This is a genomic window from Pasteurella sp. WM03, from assembly GCF_004570945.1.
In the GTDB taxonomy this organism is placed as follows: domain Bacteria; phylum Pseudomonadota; class Gammaproteobacteria; order Enterobacterales; family Pasteurellaceae; genus Rodentibacter.
Genome location: NZ_SPPO01000005.1, coordinates 1 through 19,505, shown reverse-complemented (window position 1 = coordinate 19,505; position 19,505 = coordinate 1). Strand labels below are relative to the sequence as shown.

Sequence of the window (19,505 nt, the reverse complement as noted above, 5' to 3'; positions counted from 1 at the left end):
GTAATTTCTCACATGCCATACTTCTATTTTGCCTCTATTAGGCTTCGATTGGCGTACGCCAGTCATCAGAACCAGATGTGCCAGCGACCGTGTGTTCCCAAGTGATTTTACGATAAGCCAAGTAAATGTCTAACAATTGAGTAAACTCTTTTTGGCTTGGGTCTTGGGCGTGTGGCATTAAGAGATCCATATTAACGATAGTGGCATCTTCCAACGTAGTTGTGAAATAATGCTCTTGTTTGCCTTCAACAGATGTGCGATACCATTTTAGTTCCACTTTTGGCAACATTTCACCGGAAGCGAGAGCATTGTAAAGTAATGGTACAGCTTTATTTAAAGCGACGGTTAAAATGAGCGGCTTATGTGCACGTTGACCAGATGGTTGGCCTGATTGTGGATCGGTTGGTACAAGCACTTGATGTTTAACCTGTTGAACCAACATTTGATCTTCGTGTCCTTCAACAAAGATATTACCGACAGAATCTGCTGTGAAAGCCCCGGCAGTAATATTACCCTGGGTTTTACCTGTAATAGAAACATAACATGGAGTAGGCATAACAGTCCTCACTTGATGTATAAAATAATAAAGAATGACTTATCAAATTGGAAAACTACGAGGATTTTCCAGTCCTTAGTATGTCGTTTTTTATCTAAAAAAACAATAAAAAGCATAAGAAATACTCTATTTAAATAATAAAATTTTGTTATACTAAAATCACCGAACAGCAATTTTTAATTTTAAGCCGTTCCCTTTCTTTAATATTAATACACATACAGAAGGACAATGCTATGAGCAAAAAAGAAGGTTCCGTTGCACCTAAAGAACGAATCAATATTAAATATGTTCCTGCAACAGGCGGGGAAGCTGCTGAAGTTGAGTTACCGTTAAACCTTTTGGTTGTTGGTGATATGAAAGGAAAAACTGAAGATACTTCTATTGAAGAGCGTTCAATGGTATCGATTGATAAAAATAATTTTTCTTCTGTTATGGAAGAGATGGAAATCGGTTTAAATATTAACGTGCCAAATAGATTGGATGAAAGTGCTGGTCCAGATGATGAAATTAATGTTCAGCTTGACATTAAATCTTTACAAGACTTTTCTCCGGATAATATTGTTAAGGCTGTCCCCGAGTTACGTAAATTATTAGAGTTGCGTGAAGCATTAACTGCAGTAAAAGGTCCTTTAGGTAATGTGCCGGCTTTTCGTACAAGAATTGCCGAGCTATTGGGAGATGAAGAATCTCGTGCTCAGTTGTTAGCAGAATTAAATATCATTGATCAAAAATAGTAAGTAAATAAGGATTGTGTTATGGCTGAAAATAATCAACAAAGCATAGAACAAGTTGAAACCAAGACTCAAGGTATTTCCTTGCTTGATGAAATTATGGCTCAAACTCGCCTTGCAGAGGATAGCGAAGGATATGATGTAGCTAAACAAGGTGTTGCAGCATTTATCAGTAATATTTTGGAGACCGGTTCTAAAGAAGAACCGGTTAATAAGCTATTGATTGATAAGATGATTAATGAAATTGACAAGAAGTTAAGTGCACAAGTTGATGAAATTTTGCATCATACGGAATTTCGTAATTTAGAGTCATCTTGGCGTTCATTAAAATTATTGGTGGATAAAACAGATTTTAGAGAAAATATTATAATTAATATTATTCACGCAACTAAAGAAGAATTATTGGATGATTTCGAATTTGCCCCCGAAATTGTGCAATCTGGTTTTTATAAACATGTTTATTCTTCAGGTTATGGACAATTTGGTGGTGAGCCTATTGGCGCTGTTATTGGTAACTATGAATTTACACCAAAAGCGCCTGATATGAAGTTACTACAGTATGTGAGTGCAGTGGGGGCAATGGCACATGCACCGTTTATTTCATCTGTTGCGCCTTCTTTCTTTGGTATTTCAAGTTACACGGAACTTCCAGCTATAAAAGATCTTAAATCGGTCTTTGAAGGTCCAATGTATGCCAAATGGCGCTCGTTAAGAGAATCAGAAGATTCGCGCAGTTTAGGCTTAACAGCAACGCGTTTCCTAACCCGTTTGCCTTACTCTATGTCGGATAATCCAGTTAAAACTTTTGCTTATGAAGAAGATGTTAGTAAGGATCACGAACATTATTTATGGGGAAACAGTGCATTTTTATTGGCATCTTGTCTAACCGATAGTTTTGCAAAATACCGTTGGTGTGCCAATATTATTGGACCACAAAGTGGCGGGGCAGTCTATGATTTACCTGTACATATTTATGAAGCAATGGGACAAATTCAGCCAAAAATTCCAACAGAGATTTTAATTACTGATCGCCGGGAATTTGAGTTGGCTGAAGAAGGATTTATCGCATTAACAATGCGTAAAGGTAGTGATAATGCCGCATTCTTCTCCGCAAATTCTGTGCAAAAACCAAAAGTATTTTCCAATACAAAAGAAGGTAAAATTGCTGAAACGAATTATAAATTAGGAACACAGTTGCCTTATACATTTATGATTACGCGTGTTGCCCATTTCTTAAAAGTATTACAACGTGAGCAAATCGGTAGCTGGAAAGAAGCAACGGATCTCCAAACAGAATTAAATAAATGGTTGAAACAATATGTCGCGGATCAAGAAAATCCGCCTGCAGATGTGCGTAGCCGTCGACCATTCAGAGCTGCATCTATCACAGTATCGGATGTAGAAGGCGATCCGGGTTGGTTCTTATCATCTATTAAATTAAGACCGCATTTTAAATACATGGGATCAAACTTTGAGCTTTCATTAGTTGGACGCTTAGATAAGGAATAATTTAATGGCTGCGTTATTAAACTGGTCGCGCGATAGTTCGGTTAGTTTATTTGAAAGAATACAAAAGAAGGACGAAAGTCCTTCTTCTTCTATTGGATTAAAGGGATTTATTTATTCCATTAAAAATAATTTGAACCATATTTTAAATACTCACCCAGGCACATCACAGAGTGCGGTGACACTCGGCATTATGGATTTAAATGATGCTACAGGTAGTGCAATTGATATTTATCAAAATATTGCGAAGATTATTCAAGAGTGCATATTGAACTTTGAGCCCCGTATTGTTGACGTGAAGGTTCGTCCTTTACCAAATGAAGATCAGCCCTTAACACTATTTTTTTATGTTGAAGCGATCGTTTCATTTCAGGAACATCAACGTTTAATTTCATTTAATTTACATTTAGATAATGATCACCGCTATTATTTAGATATGAACAATGTCATTTAAGGAAATAATGGAATGTCTTTAGAGCAATATTTTAGACAAGAATTAGATTATCTTCGTGAATTAGGACGTGAAATTGCGATAGAAAAACCACATCTGGCTAATTTTCTCTCAGAAAAAAGTGCGGATCCTGATGTCGAACGCTTATTAGAAGGCTTTGCATTCCTATCGGGGAGTTTGCGGGCTAAAATTGAAGATCAATTTCCTGAGTTTACCCATAGCTTGATTAATATGCTATGGCCGAATTATCTTCGACCTACTCCAAGTATGACAATCGTTGAGTTCTATCCCGATACAAAAGTTACCCAATCTACGGATAATGTAGAAAAAGGAACGATGTTGCTTAGTCATCCTATTTCAGTCGATACTAGAGAAAATGCCTTACAATGCCAATTTAAAACCTGTCGAGACGTGTGGCTTAACCCATTTAAAATTCATGATGCGAGTGTATTAAATAGTAATGAAAGAGCGGTTATTTCTATTGAATTTTTTGCAGAAACTGATTTACGCTTTGAAGAACTAGATCTTAACAAGTTGCGTTTTTATTTAGCCGCAGACGATTATACTAATCAGCAGTTATATCTTTGGTTCAGTTATTATTTAGAAGGGGCGGAATTAGAAATAAACGGTAAAAAATATTCATTGCCATCTTTTAATTTTGCTCCCGTTGGATTTGAGAAAGATGAAGCACTGTTGCCTTATCCCCAAAATACCTATAGTGGTTATCGTATTTTGCAGGAATATTTTTGTTTTCCTGAAGGGTTCTTATTTTTTGATGTGACAGGTGTAGATCGACTTCCAACTCAGGTTTCAGCACGAACCTTTAGCCTACATTTAAGTTTTTCTCAACCTCTGTCGTCTGACGTACAAATAAAAAGTGATACATTTAAATTGCACTGTACACCCGCTGTTAATTTATTTGAGCATAGTAGTGAACCTATAGTATTGAATGGAGAGAAGACAGAATATAGCTTAAAAGGTAGTCATAGTCATCCCCAATGGTATGAAATATTTTCTATTGATAAAGTGTCAAGCTACTTAGAAAACAAAAAGTCAAAACAAGGACAAATACGGGGAGGTCGCCGTATTTATCCTGCTTTTGAGAGTTTTGAACATCAAATTGAATATGTAAAAGATAGGACGGTTTTATATTATAAAGTGCGGTCAAAAGAAGCGTTATTTCATCGTGGTTTTGATCATTATCTTTCTTTTGTCAGAGGAGATGAAACCGTTTTATTAAATATGGAAGAGTCTATTTCAGTCGATTTAACTTGTACAAATCGAGATATTCCATCCTATTTAAAAATAGGCGATATTTGTATCAAAACCGAGCAGAATCCCGCTGTAGCAAATTTCAGTAATATTACCCGTCCTTCTATGCCCCTTCATCCTATATTGGATGGTACATTAGCGTGGAAATTAATCTCCAATTCCTCATTGAATTATCTATCTCTATTAGAGATTGATGCGCTGAAAGAAATTATAAAAACCTATGATTTACCGAGTTGGCATAGTCGGCGTAATGCTCGTATTTCTCAAAAGAAATTAGATGCGATTCAATCTATCGAAACTAAGCCGGTTGATCGTCTATTTAAAGGGATCTCTGTTAGGGGGCTACAATCAACCCTTTATATTAAACAAAGTGAATTTAATGGAGAAGGTGAGATGTTTCTATTTTGTACTGTTTTGTCCCGATTCTTCTCACTTTATGCAAGTGTTAATTCTTTTCACAAATTAAAAGTCATTAATATTGATAATCAAGAGAGTTATGAATGGCCTATTCAAATTGGACAGCACAAATTGATGTAACAGAAAAAAATTTTGGTGAAAAGATTGATATTAGCCGATATAACTTCTACCAATTGATGGAATTATTATGCCGATTCAATCAGGTTGAAGCGGCACAAATACTATCATTATCCGCAAAAAATGAACCAATCCGTTTAATTTCAAGTGCAGGATTAGAATATCCTATTCGTGATTTAGTTTCACTTTCCCAAAAGAATAATGGCAAATATCTGCTTGAATTGTCCTTTTTAGGTTTACATGGAAGTCAATCACCTTTACCAGGCTATTACCTTGAAGATCTCGCCAAAGAGTATCTACATAAAGAAAACCGATTGGTTGATTTTATGGATCTATTCAATCATCGTTTTGCCTTGTTAGCACATCAGATTTGGAGAAAATATCGTTATTACATTAACTATCGTAATGGAGGACAAGATCACTTTTCAGAGCGAATGTTTTCTTTAGTTGGGCTTGGATATAAAAGCACACGTAACAAACTTTCAGTTAATCATTCTAAAATGCTTGCATATGCCGGAATTTTGTCTAGCCCTGCTCGTTCTCCAGAAGTGATTTGTAGCCTAGTTGCTCATTGTTTTGATCTTAACCATGTTAGTTTAAGAGATTGGCAATTTCGCTATGTGCATATTGACGAAGAAGAACAGAATCGTTTAGGTGTTATGAGAAAAGAAGCCGGGAGACCAGCCAAAGGACGTTCTTGCCTAGGGGTAAATTTCACATTAGGCTCAAAAAAACCGGATAGGGGGAGTAAATTTGAGTTACGTATTACACAATTGTCTCGACGTGAATTTTTATCTTTTCTGCCCAATGGAGAAAATTATTTACCTCTAGTTACCTTTATGTCCTTTATCCTAAAAGATCAATTTGCGTGGGATTTATATTTGGGGCTATCGGAAAAACAAGTTTCTGGTATGGTATTAGGTACTCAGCAAGATAGCTTGCTGGGATGGACAACATTTACAGGAAAAGTAGAGAAAGAGCCGAATGTGCTATTGACTATTCGTGAATAGACTCTAAAGCATTATCTATTTATTTTTTTCTTATCAGCAGGGATAACTTTAACAAAAAAAGATTATCTAAGGTGATAAAAATTCCGTTTGCTATTGATTTCTAAATAAAGGAAAATCTGAGATAAGGGTTAATTACAAAGAGAGAATAAGGACGATAAGATGGAAAAAACAGATATTCTTATTTTTCAGGTTACTAATACGGAAAGTATTGAAAGCGGGTGTGCAGCTTACTTTATTTTTGATAAAAATGGGGGAACAATCGGGAGTGGTGATAATAACCACTGGGTTATCCAAGATCGTAAAAAACACTTACCGATAGATTTGGCAAGGGTTGAATGGAGAGACAATTATTATTGCTTATTAGTATTAGGGAAGGGGACTATTTTTATTAATAACGCAGAAGTTACTTCTCGCTCGGGATTTACTCGTTTGGCTAAAGGTGATGTGCTTGCATTTGGTGAAATTAATCTTCGAGTGTATATTGAAGATGAAAGCCAAATTGATTTAGCTGCACTTTCTCTCAGACCGGAAGAAATTATCGGTAACAAACAAGATCACTTAAAAGAATTGATTGGGGATCAACAACGCTATAAAGCTCAGTATAAAATAGAACATAACACGATAGATGATAGCATATCTGTAGATCCATTAGTTGCATTATCAGCTCAGAACAATTTAATTAACGAAAATCACAATAAATCTCTAGATCCTTTAGCCTCTCTCTCTTCACCAAGAAAAATAGGTTCAGATATGTTAACAAACACACATTTTATGGATCTTCCATCCACAAAAAAACATTCGGAAACATCAGAATATGTTGAGAATGCCTATGTGACTATTTCCCCTTTATTGCGGGAAATGAACGTACAAATTCCATTGCAGAATAGCCAAGATATTAATGATATTTTAGGCGAAGTTGGAAAAACACTCAAAGTCGCTATTGATGGATTGTTAGCATTACAACAAGAACAAAACAGTTTATCTGACAAGCATTTACGCCCTATTGAAGATAATCCACTTCGATTAAATTTGGATTATAGTGCAACGATGGATATTTTATTTGGTAACCAAAAGAGCCCTGTGCATTTATCCGCACCGGCTGCTGTGTCTGAAAGTTTAAATAATTTATTGATCCATAATGAAGCGAATAAAGTGGCAATACTGAGTGCATTAACGGCTATTTTGCAAGCATTCTCACCTGTAGTATTACTTTCTCGTTTCAAAAATTATCGTCGTAGTAATGACACGAAAGAAAAAAATGCTGCGTGGGCATGGGAAATGTATGAAAATTATTATCAAGAGCTAACATCTACAAGGCAGAAGGGCTTTGAAAAGCTATTTTGGGAAGTATATGCCCAGGCTTATGATAAATCGCTCAGGGATCATCATAACAAATAGGATAATAGATGAAATTACACCAATTTATCCCTCAAGTTTTGCTTACAGTTTTTATTTCTTCCGTGCTTTCAGGTTGCAGTGGACCTCTCAATGCTGCAAGCAAAATTGGACAAGTAATTATGGATCCCAATATTCCTGTCGGAAAATTAGATGAACGACCATCTACTCTTTCACTCACATTCTTGTCAGAAAAAGACATTAATGAAAATGAGGAAGGCGAAGCATCCCCAATTCAGGTTCAGGTTGTTTATTTAACTGAAGATTCTAAACTTTTGGAATCCTATTATGAGCAATTTAGTGAAAGTAAATTAGACGAAATTCTCGGTAAAAATTATCTCGATCATCAAGACTATGCTATTAAACCGGGGGATTATAAGGTAATTCCGGACATTACTTTGGGAGAACAAAATCGTTATTTAGGTGTTATCGCTTACTATTCCGAACCAGAAAAATCACAGTGGCGTTCGGTAATAAAATTAGATGGAAAAGGACATAATTATCATGTGTTAATCCATTTGCGGCGATTAGAAGTTGAAATGATGGAGTATGAGTAATTTATGGCAAAAAGAAATCGTGTTATTTGGGGGGAAGGTACCTTTGTACGCCCTCAACATTTTCAGCAACAGCAACGGCATTTAGACTATTTACTTTCTAATCAAATTTTATCATCTGCTGTTTATAATTATGGATTGCAGTCATTAGAAATCGATCAGGAACTGCTAAATTTAGGACGTATTTCTGTCCTTTCTGCAAAAGGATACTTATCCGATGGGACATACTTTGATGTACCATCACAAGATGCCTACCCGAATGTATTAGAAATTAAAGCAAATGATAATGTTCAAGGGCAATGTGTTTATCTTGCTTTACCTACATTGACTCACACCATAAACGAAATACAGTCTGAATATCAAAAAAATAACCATATTGTGCGTTATAAAGAAGTACACGAAGATATTCGAGACTTGCATACGCCAAATGGTGATAGCGCCGTCATTTTTCTTGCTCAGTTAGCACCAAGGCTAATGTTAGCGCAAGATGATAAGAGTGCTTATACTTATATTCCGATTGCTCGGATTAAAGAACGATTAGAGACAGGTAGGATCGTACTCGATGAAAAATTTATTCCAACCTGTATGACGATTTCAGCATCAACCGTGTTAAAAGGTTTTGTTGCTGAAATAGAAAATACACTGGAACAACGTTCAGAAACATTAGCTTCCCGTATTGGTTCTCCTGGACAACGTGGTGTGGCAGAAGTATCTGAATTTTTGATGTTGCAATTGTTAAATAGAAAATTGCCGCTTTATCGACATTTTCATATTCATCCGCGTATACACCCTGAAATTTTTTATCGTGAACTGGTACAATTATTAGGAGAATTGATGGCATTTACTGATGCTTCACGTATCGTTAAGCCATTTATTCCCTATGATCACATGGATTTAACTCAGAGTTTCCAAAATTTATGTTCAGAAATTCGTCTTGCACTGAGCACTGTGCTTACGCCTAAGGCAGTTTCCATTCAGCTTTCTCTTGAGCATCATGGAATACGTGTTGCCTCTATCAATGATCAAAACCTACTTGATAATGCTACTTTTATCCTGGCTGTTTCTGCAAGAATACCGGCCGAATCACTTATTCATAAGTTTGTTCACCAAAGCAAAGTATCATCCCAATATAAAATTCAGCAGCTTGTTAGTGTACAACTACCTGGAGTAGGCTTAATTCCATTGGGTGCGGCGCCAAGACAATTACCTTACCATGCAGGTTATACCTACTTCCAATTAGATACGACTTCTGAAGAATGGAATGATATTAAACTACACCGTAGTATTGCATTCCATATTTCCGGTGATTTCCCTGATTTAGATATGCATTTATGGGCGGTAAGGAATTAATTATGAATGAGTTAGAACAGGTTTCCGTACATTATTATTTGCCATTAAGAGGTCATAGCATTAATAAAATGATTGATGCGGCCACACCACTTCTAGGTATGTTATTACGTTTAAAGGATCTAAACTCAGAGACAATGCCTGATAAACTTTATACACAGGTGGTGACCGATATCCAATCTATTGAGCAGTTATTGAAAGAGCAAGGTTACGAATCTGGGGTTATTGTTTCTTTTCGTTATATATTCTGTACGTTTATTGATGAAGTTGCTCTCTCCCATGGCTGGGGCAGTAATAATAATTGGCTGAATAAGTCATTGTTAACACATTTTCACAACGAAACTTGGGGAGGGGAAAAAGTTTATATCCTATTAGAAAAATTAATGTCCGAACCTAAACGTTATAAAGATTTGCTTGAGTTTATGTTTCTCTGTTTTTCATTGGGTTTTCGTGGTCGTTATAAAGTTAACAATCATAATGGTGAATTTGAAGTGGTTTATCGGCGTTTATATGATCTTCTAAATACATTAAAAGATTCTCAAAATGAAGCATTGGTTTTTCACCAATATCAGAAAAAAATAAGAGAACCTTATCATTTACCTAAAAAGCTTACGGTTAAAAAAATATTAGTGCTGGGATTTATCGGGTTATCGGTTATTTATTCTATTTATTTTTTCCGATTAGATTACCAAAGCAAGATTATTTTAGAGCAGCTCAATAACCTATTAAAGTAGAAAGGAAAATATGATGAAAGTTGAATTAACGAGTCTGATAGGGAAATTATCGCCGATTGCTAAAACTATATTAGAAAGTACGGCATCTTACTGCATATCAAATAATTCAAGTGAAATTTTAGTTTCACACTTTCTCCAACAGTGTTTAGATACACCACTTTGTGATGTGAGAAAGATCTTAGCTTACTTTCAGATCGATGAAAATGAGTTAAAAGAAACTCTTCGTCTAAACCAATTTCAAGGGAAATCACTTGAAGAGGGGAGCTATCCGGCATTTTCCCCCTTATTAATTGATTTACTACAAGATGCTTGGTTACTTGCAGCTACTGAATTAAACCATACTACATTGAGAACAGGAACGATTCTGTTGGCACTCCTTTCTTCCGTAAATCGCTATGTTCTACCCCAAACAGCAAATCAGCTCATTCATATCAATCGAGATATTTTAAAGCAACAATTTAACAAAATTACCATTGATTCAGTAGAAACCGATATTCCCGAAAAACGACAGGATCAGGGGGCTTCGTTAAATCAAGAAGGACTGGCTAAGTATACACAAAATATTACTGAGCTGGTTCGTCAAAATAAAATTGACCCTGTGTTATGCCGAGATAGTGAAATTGATCTTATGATCGACATTTTATCTCGCCGTCGTAAAAATAATCCGATTATTGTTGGTGAAGCTGGTGTTGGAAAAAGTGCATTAGTGGAAGGGCTTGCGCATCGCATTGTGCAAAAAAATGTGCCGGATATGCTACTCAATGCTGAAATTATGGCGTTAGATCTCGGTGCAATGCAAGCAGGTGCATCAGTAAAAGGTGAGTTTGAGAAACGCTTTAAAGCTGTGATGAATGAAGTGGTTTCTTCTCCTACACCAATTATTCTGTTTATTGATGAGGCACATACCCTTATTGGTGCAGGCAACCAACAAGGAGGATTGGATGTTTCCAATCTCCTTAAACCTGCACTTGCTCGAGGGGAATTAAGGACAGTTGCTGCAACAACTTGGAGTGAATATAAAAAATATGTTGAAAAAGATGCCGCACTTTCACGCCGTTTTCAGCTTGTTAAGGTCGATGAACCTAATACTGAACAAGCAATACAAATCCTACGTGGTTTACAAGGTATCTATGAAAAAGCTCATAACGTTTTAATTGAAGAAGAAGCGCTTATTGCAGCAGTGCAACTGAGTGAACGCTATCTCTCAGGTAGACAGTTGCCGGATAAAGCGATTGATGTGCTTGATACAGCTTGTGCGAGAGTGGCGATCAACTTTACTTCTCCTCCTAAAAGGCTCGCAAATTATCAAAATGAGCAATATCAGGCTCAAATGGAAATTCGTCTACTGGAACGAGAACTTTCTGTCGGGTTAAGCCAAGATCATTCACGTTTGTCTCAACTTAAATCCAATTTGGATAAATTAGAAAAGCAGAAAAAAACACTGACAAAACAATGGGAAACACAAAGAAATTTAGTGACTCAAATTTTATCCCTAAGAGAGCAAATTCTTGCTCAAGACGAAAATGCAACGTCGGATATCGTCAAACAACGAAAAAAACTGCAAACCTTGATGGCGAAATTAGAAAAGTATCAAAAAACACAATATCTTGTTTCTCCACAAGTTTCTAAGAAACAAATTGAAAGTATTATTGCTGAATGGACGGGGGTTCCTTTAGATAAATTATCGCAAAATGAACTTCATACGATTACCCATTTGCCGGATTTCCTTAATCAAGAAATTAAGGGACAAACCTTAGCGATACATCATTTACACAAACACTTATTGACGGCAAGGGCTGATTTAAGACGTTTAGGTAGACCGCTAGGCTCTTTTCTCTTGGTGGGACCAAGTGGTGTCGGAAAAACGGAAACGGTATTACAAATTGCCGATTTATTATTTGGTGGGAAACAGTATCTTACCACGATTAATATGTCGGAGTTTCAAGAAAAACATACGGTGTCCCGTCTTATTGGTTCTCCGCCGGGTTATGTCGGTTATGGTGAGGGAGGCGTTTTAACGGAGGCCATTCGCCGTAAGCCTTACTCTGTCGTATTGCTTGATGAAGTCGAAAAAGCCCATCCTGATGTCTTAAATTTGTTTTATCAGGCTTTTGATAAGGGGGAACTGGCAGATGGGGAAGGTAGACTTATTGATTGCAAAAATATTGTGTTCTTTCTCACTTCTAATTTAGGTTATCAAGTGATTGTTGATTATGCGAATAACCCAACAGAAATGGAAGAAGCGCTTTATCCTGTTCTTGCCGATTTTTTCAAACCGGCGTTGCTTGCCAGAATGGAAGTCGTGCCATATTTACCACTCAATAAAGAGACATTGTTCACTATTATTAATGGAAAATTAAAGAAATTAAGAGGGCTATTAGAAAGTCGTTTTAATGCTCGAGTAGAAATAGCTGAAGAAGTTGAACAAGAAATTCTTATGAGAGCAAGTCGTGCTGAAAATGGCGCTCGCATATTAGAGTCCATTATTGATGGGCAACTTTTACCGCCGGTTTCTTTACTTCTCTTGCAAACGATGGCTTCAGGACAGGAAATTACCGACATTCGGTTTTTCGTGCGGGAAAATACATTTATCGCCAAAGTGGGGGAAGAGGAATGTATCTTAAATTGATACCACTGGCGCTGTTGCTTTCTGTGTCAACAAGTTGGGCAAATGAAAGTACATCAACAACTGTATTACAGGCTATGCAACAATGTCGGGCGATCTCATCCGTATTTGAACGCTTGAGTTGCTATGATCATATTGAAACAGGAGAGAAAATTACCGCACTTTCTACTTCAGAAGTTAAAGGAGAAGCGTGGAATCGTGCGCAAACACAAGAAAAAACGAGAGAGACACAAAATTTACAATTTATTCTCACCCAAACAGAGCCACCCAATTCACGGGTTATTTTAACCACCCCGGCACTCGGCTATCCTAATTCACGACCTATTTTAATGCTTAGTTGTATAGATAATATTACTCGTCTACAAATAGCCTTACCAACATCAATTGGCAAGCAATCTAATATCGCAGTTAGGCTAAATACAGAACGCCATCAATTTTCAAGTCAATGGTTTGTCAGAGAAGAGGGCTTTTTATTAGAAGCCAGTCGAGGTTTAGAGGGTATCAAAGAAATTCAACAACTTTTTCACGCTACCAGTTTGAAAATACAGTTAGAAAATAATGAATTTAATGATCTTGTATTTAATATAGAACAGCTTGAAGCAGAAATTAAACCTTTAAGAGCTGCCTGCCATTGGTAGTGTTTTAAGAGCTAGAAAAGAGAAATATAAATGGATTATTTGGAAAATCACCCCTGGCGACAAAGCTTACTCAATACTGTCGTAAATGATATTGGTGTAGATATTGTGGATGAACATCCAGATTGGATATATTTAGATGGCGAAATGGTCAAACTTGGTTCTCTAGAACATGAGTTATTAGATATTGAAAAAGTCCAAAAAATTGCGATTAAATTACTCTCAACGGAGAGTAAAGACTTGCGAATTTTAGCCCACTTACTTAGAACTTTGCAGCACTCAGGTCAGATTTTGGAGCTGCTATTAGGCCTACAGCTCTTTACTGATTATGTGGAACATTTTTGGCAACAAGCCGCACCGGTTTCAGAAATGAAAAAATATCGTTTAGGGTTGCAGATTATTAAGCGTTTTGATAAGGGGGCCGCACAATTTCGTCAAAATTCTTCCCGTTTAGAAAGAGAAGCAGCTGAAACGTTATTTGAAAAACTTAGTCAATATTTAAAAGGAAATAAATTAGCAGCAGAAATAGACGCATTACGTCAGGTTTATTTGCTTAATATAGAACAAACTAATAAGGTTGTATTGCAAACATCTAATATAGATAAGAATGTAAAAGAAACTGTTGAAAAAACTACTTACAGCGTTTCTCTTTCAGCACCAATAGAAGTTGATGTCAGTAATGAGCGAGCGTGGAAAAATACTTTACTGAAAGTTGTAGAATATTTATCAGAACGGGATGTGACATCCCCTGTAGTTTATCAGTTACGCCGTTATGTCCTGTGGAGTGGTATTACCTCTTTACCTATTGCAGAAGATTGTAAAACACCACTTGCTCCTCCTTCTCAGGATAGAGTTTCTATATATGAAATGGCTCTTGAACATCCAACATTGGAAACTTTGCAAAATATTGAGCATAGCTTGACTGTCGCTCCATTTTGGTTCTATGGCCACTATCTATCAGCACAGATGGCAGAGAAGCTAGGGTATTACCAAATTTCAATAGTAATAAAAAATGCATTAAATGAGTTTCTTACTCGTCTTCCTCAATTATCTACATTATGCTTCAATGATGGTAGTGAATTTTGTCCGAAGACCGTACTTGACTGGTTGTCACCAGAAGAAAACGTTGTGTCAACACCGCTTTTGGCTTTAGATAATTTAGAAGATAATAACTTTGATGCCCTATTAATGAGGCTAAATGATCAGGTTCATACAGATTTAAGAAACCAATTTTACAATCAACTTTTTCTTGCTCAGCAACTAGAAAAAAGAGGGCTGAGCAATCTTGCTCGACAACATTATCTTACGATTGATAAGGCAATTGGAAATTTATCTGTCAAGGAATGGGAGCAATCATTGGTAGGTTTATTGACTGAAAAATTAGAATAGTAGAAAAATAATTGTGGTCTACAATTTAGAATGTTGGTGACTTTTATTATTGAACCTACTATATATTAGGTTTCGTAAATTAAGAGTTATTATGTTTCGTTTTTTCTAAATTATATTGACAAGGAGTTAATTTTGAAATGTTAATATTTTTAGTAAATAAGTTATCTATAATCTTATCTTCATCAATGAAATTCATTGGTTTTCAGTAGCTTTAATCTCATCTCTCTAATGTTTCTTTTTCAGACGAAAATACTTTTACAAATACATTGTTCGTGGTTAACATAGAGATATTTAATGTTTAAAAACGATAAGGTTCGTATAATGAAATTTCCTTTAGCTTTAACTGCTTTTAAGCCACTCCTCTCTAAGATAAAAAATTCAGGCATTACTGTGCTTATTTTACTCTGGTTCGCTTGTTTAATTTTGGTTTGGTGGAAAGGTTCTGACTTAGTGTTTGGCGAATATAAGCCATTTGAAACCTTAACCGGGCGTTGGTTGACAACGGCTATACTCATCATTGTAGCTATCGTTTTTATCAGTTGGAAGATGATTCAACGTTTAAAAACATTAGAAGCACGTCAGCAAGAAGATAAGAAAAAACAGCATAACCCTATCCGAGAAGAAATAGAAACTCAAAGACGTTATTTGGATCATTGGGTAAATAAATTTAAACGTATTATCGAACGCCAAGATTATCAATATGTTTTACCTTGGTATATTGCTTTAGGTATAGAGGATAGTGGGAAAAAGACGTTACTTAAAGAGGGAGGACATTTTGTTGAGTTATATGATTCTGGCGAAGGAGCAGGAGAACCTGTACAGTTCAAATTATTAAGTAATGAACAAGCGGTTATCTTATGTCCTAAACATACTTTAATTGCACAACAAGATAATATTGAAAACAAACCTTATCTTTATTCTAAACTTTGGAATCAATTGTTGAATTGGACTGCAGAAACTCGTCCAAGACAGCCATTAAACGGCATTATTTTAACCATTGACCTTTATCAATTAGTCACCTCTAATAAAGAACAAAGAGATCAGTATATTAAACAACTTCATCAACGTTTGAATGAGATATTGGCTATTACTCAAGCGGAGTTGCCAATTTACGTGATCATGACCAAATTGGATCGATTTTATGGTTTTGAAAGTATTTATGAAACACTGACTGCAGCACAAAAAGAATCGGTTTTAGGCGTAACTTTTGAAATTAATGGAGCAACCGAGTGGAAGCTGGAATTACAGTCTTTTTGGCAAGATTGGTTATCTCAAATGAATGCTATGATGCCTGCTCTTTTATTTCGAGACAATTTAGAGAAGCAAAATCAGATCTTTAGCTATATTCGTCAATTATCTACGGCGATTGAAGTTATTTGCCCATTTCTTGAACAACTCATTGCAAATGGTGGAAAATCTTTCCACTTCTTCAAAGGGGTATATTTAACTTCATCAACACAAACGGGCAAAATAGATAATGTATTTGTCCAGTCTGCCTCAGAACAATATCAGTTGGGACATCAAACCTATTCAACTTGGGCAGTTAAAAATACACAACCTTACTTTAGTTATACGCTTTTTAAAGAGGTTTTATTTAGTTTTCCTAATTTAGCAAAAGAGAGCCGTAGATGGAAAAAAGATTATCGCCATAAATTAAAGTTATTTTCTATTATAGGAGGGATTGCTGCATTAGGATTTATCGGGTTGTGGCAATATTACTATTATAAAAATCATAATGCCGGGATAAATGTTCTTGAACAAGTTAAAACATTTAAAGAGATTAAGATTTCAGAGCAGCTTGATTACTATGGAGATAAACAACTACCGATATTAAATCCTATTCGTGAAGCGACATTATCCTATGGGAATTATCATGAAACACAATATTGGCTAAAAGATATGGGGTTATACCAAGGCTACTTTATAGGGCCTTATGTAGAAGAAACCTATTTAAAATTACTCCAACTAAAATTTCTACCCGCTATTATGAATGGTTTACTTGTTCAGTTGAATGAAGCAGAGCAGGAAAGCGAGGAAAAATTAGAAATTTTACGTGTAATGAGAATGTTGGATGATAAAACGGGGCGAGATGATAATTTTGTCAAAGATTTCATGAAAAAATATTGGAGTGAGCAATTTAAAGGGCAAAAAGCTTTACAGGATAATCTTATGTCACATTTAGATTATTCACTACAACATACGGACTGGTTTAATGGCCGCTTACAAGGAGATGAAATATTAATTAAAACTTATCAACCTTATGAACTACCGATAAAAGAAGCACAAGATGAATTGAGTAGATCATCTATCTATAATCGGGTTTACCAAAACTTAAAAATTAAGGCAAATTCCGTATTAGCCGCTCCTCTTGATTACCGTGATGAAATTGGCTCGGGGTTTGATAGTGTTTATTTCTCCAATAATGATGAATTTCTTAAAATTCCACGTTTCTTTACTGAACATGGGTTGAAAAACTACTTTATTAAGCAAGATTCTCATCTTGTTGAATTAATCGCCATGGATAGTTGGGTGCTTAATCTGAAAGAGAACCTAGAGTATAGCGATACCGATCGTGAAAAAATGCTAGAGAGAATTTCTGAACAATATGTCAATGATTATATTGCAACTTGGCGTTCTGCATTAAATAACTTGGATGTAAAAGAATTTGAGACGCTTTCCGAGTCCATTACAGCCATTGAAAAAATTACAGGTGGGGAGCAGACCTTAAAAAGAGCTTTACAGGTTCTAAGTGATAATACACAGCCGCCGGCATTACCGAATGAAGAAGGGAAAACGTTACAACAAGCCGTTGAAAGTTTGGATTATCGTTTAATGGCGCATATTGATCAGAGCTTTTCTGACGAGAAATCGGTATTGCAAAGTGCTGATGCTAAAAATAGCGCAATTCAATCCATTTATCAGAAATTGTCTGATTTACATCGTTATTTGCTTTCTATCCAAAATGCCCCTGACTCAGGAAAAGCAGCACTGAGAGCGGTGCAATTTAGGGTAGATCAGAAATCCACAGATCCTATTTTGGAGTTGCAACAATTAGCTAAAACAATGCCACAACCTGTTTCTCGTTGGCTGGAGCAGATTGCGGAGTATTCTTGGCGTTCTGTACTTAAATCTGCCATTGTTTCACTTGAAGTCGAATGGAATGAAAAGGTTGTCAAAAAATATAAACTTTATATAAAAGGGCGTTACCCATTCGCATCTCAATCTCAGCAAGAAGTACCGTTAAGTGAGTTTAGTCGCTTTTTTGCACCTGGCGGCACAATAGATAGTTTTTATGAAACGAATTTAAAACCTTTTATTGAAAGTGATTTGAGTCATATCACAGATGAAAACTCGTCATTAATTCGTCCTGATGTAGTTGAACAATTAGAATTAGCGAAGCGAATTAAAGAGACATTTTTTAATTCAGATAATGATGGCATTGGTGTACATTTTAGTATTGAACCTTTGAGTATTTCATCAAATAAACGCCGGAGTGTATTAAATCTCGATGGACAAATTGTAGATTACGCCCATGGACTGAGAAAGAAAACTCACGTTGTTTGGCCAAATTCGATGAGTAATAATGTAGAGAGTAAATTAACATTAGTTTCTGTTGCTGAAAAATCACCACGTAGCTTAGTGTTTAAGGGACCTTGGGCACAGATTAAGCTACTCACATCAGGAAAAATTTCCAATATAAAAGCAGGATCATTTGATGTCCGTTATGATATTCATGAGGGGTATGCAACCTATCGAGTCTATATTGATGAATCAGATAATCCATTCTCTTGGGATATGTTAAGGAAATTCAATATTCCAGAAACTTTATATTAGTACCAACAATTAAATTTGGCTTAGGAAAAATGATGAATAAGATCTCAAATAAAATACATAAAATAAACAAGTTTGCAGATAATGTGGATCTATCCCAAAAAATCGGTCAAGCGGAAAAGATCCTTCACCTAAGCCAACATACCCTCTCCAAAGATAGCCAATTCGCTAGTCAACTCAGTTCAGGTAATGTTCTCGGTGCGGTTTCAGGACTGTTAGGAATCTCTTCCCCGACAGGCTTACAGTTCACCTTAGAAACAGTGACTCTCCCGCTGCCCACCTTTTCAGTGGTGTCCTTTGAACTGCGTGAGCATTACAGCGAGCCCTATTGTTTATCCGTCCATCTTACCAGCCCCCTTCCAACGATAGATGCCACGCAAGTGCTGGACCAAAAGGTAAAGTTTACTGTTTGGCAATCGGGGAAAGCGGAACGGGTTATCTCAGGCATCGTCTCAAGTTTTACCCAAGGTGACAGTGGGTTTGAACAAACGCACTATTTTTTGGAGATTCGTCCGGCCCTGTGGCGCACCGGCTTACGACGTAATGCGCGTATTTTCCAACAAAAAAATCTGCAACAGATTTTAGGCGCACTTTTGAATGAGCACGGCATTGCCCATTATGCCTTTGCGTTTACAGATGCCCATCCTGTAAGGGAGTTCTGTGTGCAATGGCAGGAAACAGATTTTGATTTTATCCAACGCCTCACCGCAGAAGAAGGGATATTCTATTATTTTGAAGAGAAAGAGGGCATTGAAACGGTTGTTTTTAGTGATAATGCCGAGACCTTATCTTCTCCCCTTGCTTACCCTTATAACCCGAATAAAACCGCCCAACTACAAGAACAGACGGTAGGACAATTTCTCAAACGCACTCAAGTGAGACATTCTCGAGCGGTATTGAAAGATTACACCTTTAAAAAGCCGGATTGGGAAGC

At 36.3% G+C, this 19,505-nt stretch carries 15 protein-coding genes; 14 read left to right on the top strand and 1 reads right to left on the bottom strand.

The window, feature by feature from the left end; translation table 11 throughout:
• Positions 1-37 precede the first annotated feature (37 nt).
• The gene (locus E4T92_RS06280; RefSeq protein WP_039087434.1) at positions 38-556 is read right to left on the bottom strand and encodes an Hcp family type VI secretion system effector; all 519 of its coding nucleotides are present in this window, start codon (positions 554-556) and stop codon (positions 38-40) included.
• 233 nt (positions 557-789) lie between these two features.
• On the opposite strand from E4T92_RS06280, the gene tssB reads away from it, so the two are divergent.
• The 14 genes from tssB to tssI form a co-directional block, all read left to right on the top strand.
• Entirely contained in the window at positions 790-1,290 is a 501-nt protein-coding gene (gene tssB / locus E4T92_RS06275; RefSeq protein ID WP_135093879.1) for a type VI secretion system contractile sheath small subunit, read from the top strand.
• 21 nt (positions 1,291-1,311) lie between these two features.
• Positions 1,312-2,796: a type VI secretion system contractile sheath large subunit gene (tssC, locus tag E4T92_RS06270; RefSeq protein ID WP_135093878.1), complete on the top strand. Its 1,485-nt coding sequence runs from the start codon at positions 1,312-1,314 to the stop codon at positions 2,794-2,796.
• Between the two features lie 4 nt (positions 2,797-2,800).
• The gene (tssE, locus tag E4T92_RS06265) at positions 2,801-3,247 is read left to right on the top strand and encodes a type VI secretion system baseplate subunit TssE (protein WP_135093877.1); all 447 of its coding nucleotides are present in this window, start codon (positions 2,801-2,803) and stop codon (positions 3,245-3,247) included.
• A gap of 12 nt (positions 3,248-3,259) precedes the next feature.
• Positions 3,260-5,053, top strand: coding sequence for a type VI secretion system baseplate subunit TssF (gene tssF / locus E4T92_RS06260; protein ID WP_135093876.1), 1,794 nt, complete (start codon positions 3,260-3,262; stop codon positions 5,051-5,053).
• Entirely contained in the window at positions 5,017-6,060 is a 1,044-nt protein-coding gene (gene tssG, locus E4T92_RS06255; RefSeq protein ID WP_135093875.1) for a type VI secretion system baseplate subunit TssG, read from the top strand. The genes tssF and tssG overlap by 37 nt, the downstream gene beginning before the upstream one ends.
• Before the next feature lie 159 nt (positions 6,061-6,219).
• Positions 6,220-7,458, top strand: coding sequence for a type VI secretion system-associated FHA domain protein TagH (tagH, locus tag E4T92_RS06250; RefSeq protein ID WP_135093874.1), 1,239 nt, complete (start codon positions 6,220-6,222; stop codon positions 7,456-7,458).
• An 8-nt stretch (positions 7,459-7,466) separates the two neighbouring features.
• Positions 7,467-8,012 carry a type VI secretion system lipoprotein TssJ gene (tssJ, locus tag E4T92_RS06245; protein ID WP_135093873.1) on the top strand — a complete coding sequence of 182 codons (546 nt, stop codon included), beginning with the start codon at positions 7,467-7,469 and terminating at the stop codon, positions 8,010-8,012.
• A gap of 3 nt (positions 8,013-8,015) precedes the next feature.
• Positions 8,016-9,359: a type VI secretion system baseplate subunit TssK gene (tssK, locus tag E4T92_RS06240; RefSeq protein WP_135093872.1), complete on the top strand. Its 1,344-nt coding sequence runs from the start codon at positions 8,016-8,018 to the stop codon at positions 9,357-9,359.
• A 2-nt stretch (positions 9,360-9,361) separates the two neighbouring features.
• Positions 9,362-10,090: a type IVB secretion system protein IcmH/DotU gene (gene icmH, locus E4T92_RS06235; protein ID WP_209307346.1), complete on the top strand. Its 729-nt coding sequence runs from the start codon at positions 9,362-9,364 to the stop codon at positions 10,088-10,090.
• A 10-nt stretch (positions 10,091-10,100) separates the two neighbouring features.
• Positions 10,101-12,719 carry a type VI secretion system ATPase TssH gene (gene tssH / locus E4T92_RS06230; protein WP_135093870.1) on the top strand — a complete coding sequence of 873 codons (2,619 nt, stop codon included), beginning with the start codon at positions 10,101-10,103 and terminating at the stop codon, positions 12,717-12,719.
• Positions 12,704-13,354 (top strand): type VI secretion system-associated protein VasI, encoded by a 651-nt coding sequence (vasI, locus tag E4T92_RS06225; protein ID WP_135093869.1) that lies wholly within the window; start codon positions 12,704-12,706, stop codon positions 13,352-13,354. Before tssH ends, vasI begins: the two co-directional genes overlap by 16 nt.
• Before the next feature lie 30 nt (positions 13,355-13,384).
• On the top strand, positions 13,385-14,740 hold the full coding sequence (gene tssA, locus E4T92_RS06220; RefSeq protein ID WP_135093868.1) for a type VI secretion system protein TssA: 1,356 nt from the start codon (positions 13,385-13,387) through the stop codon (positions 14,738-14,740).
• A gap of 321 nt (positions 14,741-15,061) precedes the next feature.
• Entirely contained in the window at positions 15,062-18,574 is a 3,513-nt protein-coding gene (tssM, locus tag E4T92_RS06215; protein ID WP_135093867.1) for a type VI secretion system membrane subunit TssM, read from the top strand.
• 32 nt (positions 18,575-18,606) lie between these two features.
• Positions 18,607-19,505, top strand: an 899-nt coding sequence (gene tssI / locus E4T92_RS06210; RefSeq protein WP_167754021.1) for a type VI secretion system tip protein TssI/VgrG, incomplete at its 3' end; no start/stop codon positions are given.

Excerpts from the sequence above, each read along its gene's own strand:
- tssJ (WP_135093873.1), top strand. The coding sequence starts at position 7,467 with ATGAAATTACACCAATTTATCCCTCAAGTTTTGCTTACAGTTTTTATT.
- tssK (WP_135093872.1), top strand. The coding sequence starts at position 8,016 with ATGGCAAAAAGAAATCGTGTTATTTGGGGGGAAGGTACCTTTGTACGC.
- tssH (WP_135093870.1), top strand. The coding sequence starts at position 10,101 with ATGATGAAAGTTGAATTAACGAGTCTGATAGGGAAATTATCGCCGATT.
- tssB (WP_135093879.1), top strand. The coding sequence starts at position 790 with ATGAGCAAAAAAGAAGGTTCCGTTGCACCTAAAGAACGAATCAATATT.
- tssG (WP_135093875.1), top strand. The coding sequence starts at position 5,017 with ATGGCCTATTCAAATTGGACAGCACAAATTGATGTAACAGAAAAAAAT.
- tssE (WP_135093877.1), top strand. The coding sequence starts at position 2,801 with ATGGCTGCGTTATTAAACTGGTCGCGCGATAGTTCGGTTAGTTTATTT.
- E4T92_RS06280 (WP_039087434.1), bottom strand. The coding sequence starts at position 556 with ATGCCTACTCCATGTTATGTTTCTATTACAGGTAAAACCCAGGGTAAT.
- tssF (WP_135093876.1), top strand. The coding sequence starts at position 3,260 with ATGTCTTTAGAGCAATATTTTAGACAAGAATTAGATTATCTTCGTGAA.
- tssM (WP_135093867.1), top strand. The coding sequence starts at position 15,062 with ATGAAATTTCCTTTAGCTTTAACTGCTTTTAAGCCACTCCTCTCTAAG.
- vasI (WP_135093869.1), top strand. The coding sequence starts at position 12,704 with ATGTATCTTAAATTGATACCACTGGCGCTGTTGCTTTCTGTGTCAACA.
- icmH (WP_209307346.1), top strand. The coding sequence starts at position 9,362 with ATGAATGAGTTAGAACAGGTTTCCGTACATTATTATTTGCCATTAAGA.
- tssA (WP_135093868.1), top strand. The coding sequence starts at position 13,385 with ATGGATTATTTGGAAAATCACCCCTGGCGACAAAGCTTACTCAATACT.
- tagH (WP_135093874.1), top strand. The coding sequence starts at position 6,220 with ATGGAAAAAACAGATATTCTTATTTTTCAGGTTACTAATACGGAAAGT.
- tssC (WP_135093878.1), top strand. The coding sequence starts at position 1,312 with ATGGCTGAAAATAATCAACAAAGCATAGAACAAGTTGAAACCAAGACT.